This is a genomic window from Bombilactobacillus mellifer, assembly GCF_000970795.1.
GTDB classification, from domain to species: domain Bacteria; phylum Bacillota; class Bacilli; order Lactobacillales; family Lactobacillaceae; genus Bombilactobacillus; species Bombilactobacillus mellifer.
Genome location: NZ_KQ034037.1, coordinates 97,070 through 104,972, shown reverse-complemented (window position 1 = coordinate 104,972; position 7,903 = coordinate 97,070). Strand labels below are relative to the sequence as shown.

The 7,903-nt window shown below is 29.6% G+C and carries 11 protein-coding genes; all 11 read left to right on the top strand.

The window, feature by feature from the left end; translation table 11 throughout:
- Positions 1-328 (top strand): mucin-binding protein (locus tag JG30_RS09135; protein ID WP_427846164.1); only part of this gene is annotated, 328 nt, incomplete at its 5' end.
- A 532-nt stretch (positions 329-860) separates the two neighbouring features.
- Positions 861-1,625: a hypothetical protein gene (locus tag JG30_RS08490; protein ID WP_046318151.1), complete on the top strand. Its 765-nt coding sequence runs from the start codon at positions 861-863 to the stop codon at positions 1,623-1,625.
- Between the two features lie 169 nt (positions 1,626-1,794).
- Complete coding sequence (locus JG30_RS09175; protein WP_046318150.1) at positions 1,795-2,667, top strand: CPBP family intramembrane glutamic endopeptidase; 873 nt, start codon at positions 1,795-1,797, stop codon at positions 2,665-2,667.
- A 21-nt stretch (positions 2,668-2,688) separates the two neighbouring features.
- Entirely contained in the window at positions 2,689-2,979 is a 291-nt protein-coding gene (locus JG30_RS08480; RefSeq protein ID WP_046318148.1) for a hypothetical protein, read from the top strand.
- 23 nt (positions 2,980-3,002) lie between these two features.
- Positions 3,003-3,440, top strand: a complete 438-nt coding sequence (locus tag JG30_RS08475; protein WP_046318146.1) for a hypothetical protein — start codon at positions 3,003-3,005, stop codon at positions 3,438-3,440.
- Between the two features lie 34 nt (positions 3,441-3,474).
- Entirely contained in the window at positions 3,475-4,458 is a 984-nt protein-coding gene (locus JG30_RS08470; protein WP_046318145.1) for an AAA family ATPase, read from the top strand.
- Positions 4,459-4,951: 493 nt separating this feature from the next.
- Positions 4,952-5,206, top strand: a complete 255-nt coding sequence (locus tag JG30_RS08465) for a hypothetical protein (protein WP_046318143.1) — start codon at positions 4,952-4,954, stop codon at positions 5,204-5,206.
- 72 nt (positions 5,207-5,278) lie between these two features.
- Complete coding sequence (locus tag JG30_RS08460) at positions 5,279-5,599, top strand: hypothetical protein (RefSeq protein ID WP_046318142.1); 321 nt, start codon at positions 5,279-5,281, stop codon at positions 5,597-5,599.
- 105 nt (positions 5,600-5,704) lie between these two features.
- Positions 5,705-6,163, top strand: coding sequence for a hypothetical protein (locus JG30_RS08455; RefSeq protein WP_046318140.1), 459 nt, complete (start codon positions 5,705-5,707; stop codon positions 6,161-6,163).
- 19 nt (positions 6,164-6,182) lie between these two features.
- Positions 6,183-7,484 carry a hypothetical protein gene (locus JG30_RS08450; RefSeq protein ID WP_046318138.1) on the top strand — a complete coding sequence of 434 codons (1,302 nt, stop codon included), beginning with the start codon at positions 6,183-6,185 and terminating at the stop codon, positions 7,482-7,484.
- 103 nt (positions 7,485-7,587) lie between these two features.
- Positions 7,588-7,839: a hypothetical protein gene (locus JG30_RS08445; RefSeq protein ID WP_046318136.1), complete on the top strand. Its 252-nt coding sequence runs from the start codon at positions 7,588-7,590 to the stop codon at positions 7,837-7,839.
- Positions 7,840-7,903 lie beyond the last annotated feature (64 nt).

The following is a 7,903-nucleotide window of genomic DNA, read 5'->3' as shown; positions in this document are numbered from 1 at the left end:
TCATCAAATCATTCAAGTACAAGTGGCCCATAAGATTAATAATTCAACAGAATTTAATGCTCTGACACGGACCGTCAATATTCACCGTCCAGATGGGACTATGAAAACTTACATTCAAACCGCAGTCTTAAAGCGAAATGTTTATATTGATGGTGTGACTGGTGCTAAAACTTATGGTGCATGGAGTACGGACAATTGGGATGCCATTCAAATTCCTGTGTTCGCCGGCTATACTGCCAGTCAAGACCAAGTAGCCGCCCACCAGGTTACAGGAGAAGATAGTGATCAAACTGTTGACGTCTACTATACTCCTATAAATACAAACTAGCCTTAAGTAAAGAGAATACATTCTAAAAAGACCGTCTATTAAATTAGACGGTTTTTTTAGATCTTAGTTAATATTAAAAATAATCATATAGCCAGCATATTACATAAAATATATGTTTATTAGCTAATAGAAGTTTAGCCTAAGATTGTAAATGTATGAATTTCGCTTATTTCTTCCGAATGCTTTCTTATAATACTTGTGACCATTTAATTAATATGTTAACATCTGAAGATGAACAAGCATTAGAAGTTATTTGCCAATCTAAATTATTAGAAACAAAAAAAGAATGGAGACGTTTCTCCAAACGCATCAACCATTACAAAAAACAATTTATAATCTATTTTATAGTTGAATCAATACAATAAACTTCGTAGAGGAAGAACGCAGGTTGATTTATGTAGAATTACTAGAGCTAAAAGTAACCTATCCATTTATATTAGCAAGAATAGTAATCCAATACTTCAAAAACTAGAAATTAAATTGGCAAAAACCATTAAATCTAACTAGATAAATGTTTTAAAAAGGTGAAAATATGGCTGAATTAGAATTACCAAATGAAATGTTTGAATTAAGAAAAAGAAAAGTTGCGCCAGGGTCATTACCATTAACAGATGTAGACCTGACCCAAAATATCCTATGTCTCAATAAAAATATTTTATCCGCTTACAATGAAAAAAATGGTTCGAGTTATACATCATTTGAACAAATTCCCTTAGACGGTAACGAGGTAAAATCAATAGCATTTGGATTATTCTACCAACATTTAAGTAAAGACCAGTTTTATTCAATGCCGGCAGATGTAATTAAGAATAATTTAACTAATGTTTTAGAAGGTAATTATTCTTCTACTACGTGTAGACTAATGAGCGCTTCAAAAGTAGCTTTAATAGCTTTGTATTTAAAAATAGACATTGAAAAGATCATATTTAATACTAATGATAAAGAGCTGATTGCTAAATATTTAGCTTATTACTATGATTATTTAAGCCGTGATGAGCATGTTTATTTAAAAGTACGTCTGAGAAAAACACAAAACATTACTAAATTTATTACCAAACGTATAAGGCCTTTTTATTCAACTGGAGAAATGGGATCAACCCTGGGAATTACTCGGCAGGGAGTTTATTATTTATATAAACAAAATCATATTCCCTCCAATCAAAAGCTGTTAATTGGCGTAGCTCGCATGGGAAAAGTGGAGCCTTATAAATTACTTGTGTTCGATAACATGGATATAGATGAGTTAAAGGCTTTAGCATTCAAGAAAAAAGCTAAATATTCAACTAAAAAAAGTTAGAAAATTGTAAGTCTTTATATATTGATCTAAAAGCATCATTCATCAGTGATGCTTTTTTATTTTGGCGCAAGAATATTCTTGAATTAGCATCTGTGTAGTACTGAAATGCATTTTTTTACTATAAAATATGATAATATATTTATATATGAATAAAAAGAAGTGAAGGTACTTGGTTTTATCAAAAAAGCGCACATTATTGCGGAAAGAAAAGGGGAAGGCATCATTTAATTTTCATTCAACTATTCTGGATGACCGAACTAGTATAAGAATGTTAATTGTCTTCTTTTTTTTCTACTTTATTAATACATTATTATGTTTGCTGTTGTTTAAACTTTTTCAGACAATAAAGATTTATAAAACCTTAGGAACTGGCAACTTAGTCTTTATATCTTTTATCTTCTGCGATCTGTTATCTACAATAGCAACCATTACTTTATTTAGTAAAAACAAACAGGGCAATAGTCTAAATAAAATAAAATCCATGTTTAACATGGATTCATATAAATCTGTATTAAAACACTGGTTTACGGTGTTTTATCATGACTTCTTAAAAAATATAAAACTAATCCTTTTGATGGGAATCATATTAGTATTAATCCAAATCATTTTTAATTCAACGATGGCTCTCATTTTTAATCATGGCAAATTAATACAATCAACTAATTCTGCCAGAATAGTTGAGTACTTTAAACAAAATTTTTTAATGCTAATAGCAGCTACTTTTATTGCTCCCATAACTGAAGAACTGACTTTCCGCTATTTACTAACCAATACATTCAAAACACTGATTAGTAAATTTGTAAAACCAATAGGATTAAAAAGCAAATGTATACAACCTTTTATTTATTGGATATCGGCATTTTTTTCCGGCTGTTTCTTTGCCATTGCGCATCAGGATAGCCCAAGCCCAATATTATTTGCGAGCTATGTACTAATTTCATTGTACCTACAACTAATTTGTAAAAAAACCAATTCTATTACAGCTCCGTCAATGGTTCATGGAGTAAGCAATATGTTAGTTTTAGGTATTTCAATATTATAAATGAAAGGATGATAAACCACTATGGATCTAAATACTGACCAATACCGAAATGCTGAAGAGAAAGGGCTGGAAACACTTGATCATTTGGAGCAAAATAATAGAAATATTGTAAAAATTTTATCGGGTATATTTCTAGTTCTCCTTTTATGCACTTTAATATATACCAAGTATAGAGCTGTTCAAAATAATGTCAGCTTCAATCAACAAACAGTTATCTACAAAGACAAGCTTTTACAGAAAAAACCAGGTAAATACGATCCAACAGACGAAACAACAAAAGATATTAAACATCTTAAGGATAATATTAAGTGATTCAAAGGTAGGTTGTTATTTTTATGGAAAATTTAACGATCAATAAACTATTGAATATGTTTCCTCAGGAAATCTCTTACTATTATGAACTCATAGAGGGACGTTTAAGTGTTTCAGATTTAGTTAAATGTAAGCATAAAGAATTTGTTAGCGTTACTTTTATTAGTCAGAATATAAAGAATAACACTAACGCTTTTTTATATGGTTTCCCTATTTGTAGTGAAAGATCATTAAAACCTGGAGAGCTAAACATATTCTTAAATGATATAAAGTTGGCCAACATAAAGATACTGCTTTGTTTACCTACAGAAATAAACTATGTAAATGTGATTAACAATACACTTAATCAATCTAACAAATGGCATCGGTTACTTGTTTATTATGAAAAGCAACGTTTACTAATTATGTCTAATTACTCCGCAAACGATCAACTGGAATTAACGGACTATGTTGAGGGATAACAATCAAGACTATAGATAAAGAAGGTTTTTAATAATGGCAACTGCTGCGCAAGTTCAATCACTAATTAAATCGTATGTAACTAGCGATGATAACAATTTTCAGCTAACTGTGCAACAAATCCTTGACTATGAAAATGAGCATAAACATTTTAATTCAGCAAACACTATTAAAACAATATTACGTACAAATCCGAAGACCAATAAAAAAACATATTCAGCAAAAAAAGCCAATAGAATAATCAATAATCCACTTATCGAAGCAGCCATTTCAACCGTCCCTAAAAATCAATTAGTTACTTCTGAAGCTGTTGAATCCTTTCTTCAGGAATTATTTGAAGAATACAAAAACTCTGAAAAACTGAGACAAAGGGGACTGTGTAACAAACGAAAAATATTGTTAGAAGGTCCACCTGGAACTGGAAAAACAATGACCGCATCGATTATTGCCTCCAAATTGCACTTACCCTTATATAAAGTACAAACACATCACATCATAAATTCAAAAATGGGAGCAACAGCAGTTCAATTAAATTCTGTATTTCAGCTTATTCAATACAATACAGGCGTTTATTTATTTGATGAATTTGAATCAATAGGAAAATCGAGACCTTTAATTAATAAAGATCAAGGTAATGCTGATGGAGAAATGAGTAGGGTTTTGGACTCTTTACTTCAATTTATAGAAAATGATGATTCTGAAAGTATAATACTGGCCGCAACTAATACGAAGTATCTGTTGGACAAAGCATTATTTAGACGATTTGATGATGTTATACATTATGAATTGCCTGACAATGCCGAAATAAAGCAATTGTATAAACAACAATTTCAAAATAATAATGATGCTCCCGTGCTCATAACTGATAAAATCATTGAGCAATCTAAAAGTTTATGCCAAGCTGACATAGTACGAATATGTGATAACGCTAAAAAATATTCAATATTACACAATAAACCTATTAATGAAATGCAAATTCTAAGATTTATAGACCGCCAAAAGAAAATATATGAGAAATAAGCTTAACGCTAACAAAAAAGTCTGATTAAAACGATAAAATCAGACTTTTTTATATGTATTTAATGAAATATATAAATATTATTAAATCTTAGTATTAACATTTATTTACTATGGTTATATAATAATATTAAATTCCTAATGACTGGATTTGCTGTTAAATTAAGCGCCTTGCTTAATTTTATATTTAACAATCCTGTAGTATATAAATATTTTTGTCTAAATTTTTTTTAAGTTCAGGAAAATATCGCTGCGTGCTTATTTCAAATTGTATATTTTAAATATACATTTAAAGTATATTACTATATACTACATTTGGGAATAATTTCTTAATTTTTTACTTTGAAGGGGGCAATGTAAGCGCAATAGAGTATATTTACTTAAAACCTGAGAATATGATATATATAAAAAGTAATGTATATTTAAAATAGAGAGAAGGTGGTATTAAATTCAATTAACTCCTTCTTCAACTATAAAAATATCGGAGGTCGAACAAATGTTATATAGAAAAAAACTAACTGTTGAAGCGGAACAATTTGATGCCAGTGAAACTATGATTAAAAAATATAAAATTGATATCTCATCTAGCAAGGCAAGATATTTTAAACAATTACATATATATCTTTTGCCAAACAATCACGGCGGTACTAATCATTTACAACTAGGTAACTGGATTTTAACGAATTCTAAAGGAGAGCATTTTGTAGTTGAAGACTCTACATTTAGAAAGAAATATGAATTAGTAGATTAATAAATATTTAACTTATACTAGAAACTATTAAATAACATCTGACATCATACTTGAAATGAGGAGGGAATATATATGGAAAAGGGCAAAAACGAAGATGGCGAAACATTGCGTCATGTGGTGTACCAAATTTCACAAAAATATAATAACTTTTCAGATATACAAGAAAGTGATCCACTAATTATCAAGGCAAGAAAATTATGGCAAGAAGATCGCAGAAATGAATCACAATTAGAAATAGTCAAGCATAACTTAAATTGGGTAGTAAATTGGGCCAATCTTGGCTATAACAGACGGCAAATTGCAAAAGCAATTAATGTAAATCACTTTGCGGTAGATACTGTCATGAAGCAATTTAGCAAAATGCATGTATCTAGCCATCTAAATAACCATTAATAGAAATTTAATGAAAGTTAGATAAATCAACAGAGACGATTTCTACGTGCATACTGCGATAGATAACTGGTCTGCTTGAAATTTTTTAAATTAGAGGTGTAACAAGTGATTGTAAATAGTAATATTAATGATTTGATGGAAGCTCTAGTAAATTTAATGAACGAATCTGATTTGCTTGTAAAAAAAGACAAGCAAATATTAGAAGACATCGTATTTCAATATTTAGGGAATCTGGAAGCAAACTATCAATTAAAACTATATGCAGAAACACCTAAAATCAAGGTCCCATACAATGTGTATCAGTTTATAAAACATAAAAAAGTCAGTGGACAATCATTAATAACAACTTTAAATCAACTAAACCAAACTAATGATTCTCAAAAAAACAGACAAAATATACCCAATGCGCTTATGAAAAAATGGATTAAAAGCGGTCATGAAGAAGATTTCGCTAAAGCTTGGGTTAATGGCTGCCAACCCAATATAGCTGAGAAAAGTTACACAATCTACATTGTTATGAACGGATTAAATAAGCAAGTCAAAATTATTATTAAACAACAATAAATCAAACGAAGTGTTTTGAATGAGAAAAAAGCAGACAAAAGATAATTCATGGAACCGAACAAAAACATCATTAGATAAGGCACCACTTACAGAAGATGATAAACGCTATATCAATTCAAAATCATATTCCTATGGTATGTCCAATAATTTTATAGAAAATAACGCTTTTATTTCTAAATTAAGGAAGTTAGTAAAACCGTTTGTAAGCAATTTTAGAAAGCTCCGAGAAAGATTAGAGGAATCTGCTAGCCGAAGGCGAAGAATAGTATATGGAATGCTAATAGGTACAATGTGTATTTGTTTGGTTATCGGCCATTTCTGGAAAAATGAAGTAATAGTTACACCTACCTCAATAAACTTTCCCAAAAAATTTATTAATGGGGATACTATCAAAATTTCCAATTATATTTACGATACCAAAAATAAAGCTATTCAACTGGATTTAACTACAACCAGTCCAACAGGCAGCATTAGACCAAAAGACTTAAAAATCCAATTTACTTTAGCGGCAGCACAAGCGTCTAACACAAACGTTCCATTCGCTCGTATATTACCAACTTATAATAACCACTTCGTCGTTTTAATAAAAAACATATATCCAAATTTTCAAGGTATCAAAATAGAGTTCTACAACTCTTCAATAATCAATTTAAGCTCCCTCCAAAATGCTTTAAATGATAATAGTAACGGTCAAAACAATGATGATTCAAACGCTGATATTAAAAATGATAGTTCTATAGGCGCTTATAAATTAACAGATGAAGAAAAAGATGTGCTAGATAGTTCTGATTATTCTACAAATGATCAAGATTCAAGCAAAATAAGCACTTCCAATCGAAAATTAACTAAAAAGCAATTGCATCTGCTAAATAGAATTCAAAAGCACAACACCCAATATATTGTTTTGGCAGAAAAGAAGTTACTTCAGAAAAAACACCTGGGGCATATAGATATAAATACTACTCCAAAAGAATTAACTATTAATGCATTAAAACAATCGATTTTTACACTTCATCAAGATATAGACAATCGAAAAAAACTAATAAATAAAGATAAACCGTATATTGCTAAACAAAAGGAAAAACTTAAAGAATTAAATGAAGACGCAGATATTGATCCTAGTTATCAAGATAAAGTTTCTGATGCTCAAAATGAGATAAATATTACTAAAAATGACATTGCCCAACATCAAAATCGGATTTCATTAGATAAGCTTTGGATCAAAAAGTACAACAACAGAATTTCATTAATAAAGAAAGGAAAAATACAAATAGATAAAGGACAACAACCTAGTAAAGCAATCATTTGGAAAGACAAATAATTAGAAATGACATGTTAATTCAAATAGTCATCATTTATGAGAGATTTAAATCAAAAAATGCTTACTTCAGCCAGATTATTCAAATTTTATATGGAGGTTAACCATGATTGTGTATGAAGAAACTTACCAAGATTTGAAGAATTTCTCTTCAATGGTTTACAGAACTCTTGCTACTAGAAAGACAAAAGCATCATTTGTAATCCATAAAAGCAGCGTAAGAGTTGATGATTATAAGAGCATTAACGCTGATGGATCTTCATGTACTAATCCTTTAGAAAATGCTGTATTTGATACAAGACTCATTAAACATAAGTTTTGGTATAAACCTCCCAATGTAAATAAAATTCGAAAATAGCCGACATTAAGCCTATCAAAGAAGTTAGTAGAGTAAATAAATTTCTTATTTTATATAAGCAAAA

What these genes read in the sequence shown, in the direction of transcription:
- JG30_RS08490 (WP_046318151.1), top strand. Translation starts at nt 861, where the DNA reads ATGGCTGAATTAGAATTACCAAATGAAATGTTTGAATTAAGAAAAAGA.
- JG30_RS08480 (WP_046318148.1), top strand. Translation starts at nt 2,689, where the DNA reads ATGGATCTAAATACTGACCAATACCGAAATGCTGAAGAGAAAGGGCTG.
- JG30_RS08475 (WP_046318146.1), top strand. Translation starts at nt 3,003, where the DNA reads ATGGAAAATTTAACGATCAATAAACTATTGAATATGTTTCCTCAGGAA.
- JG30_RS08470 (WP_046318145.1), top strand. Translation starts at nt 3,475, where the DNA reads ATGGCAACTGCTGCGCAAGTTCAATCACTAATTAAATCGTATGTAACT.
- JG30_RS08465 (WP_046318143.1), top strand. Translation starts at nt 4,952, where the DNA reads ATGTTATATAGAAAAAAACTAACTGTTGAAGCGGAACAATTTGATGCC.
- JG30_RS08460 (WP_046318142.1), top strand. Translation starts at nt 5,279, where the DNA reads ATGGAAAAGGGCAAAAACGAAGATGGCGAAACATTGCGTCATGTGGTG.
- JG30_RS08450 (WP_046318138.1), top strand. Translation starts at nt 6,183, where the DNA reads ATGAGAAAAAAGCAGACAAAAGATAATTCATGGAACCGAACAAAAACA.
- JG30_RS08445 (WP_046318136.1), top strand. Translation starts at nt 7,588, where the DNA reads ATGATTGTGTATGAAGAAACTTACCAAGATTTGAAGAATTTCTCTTCA.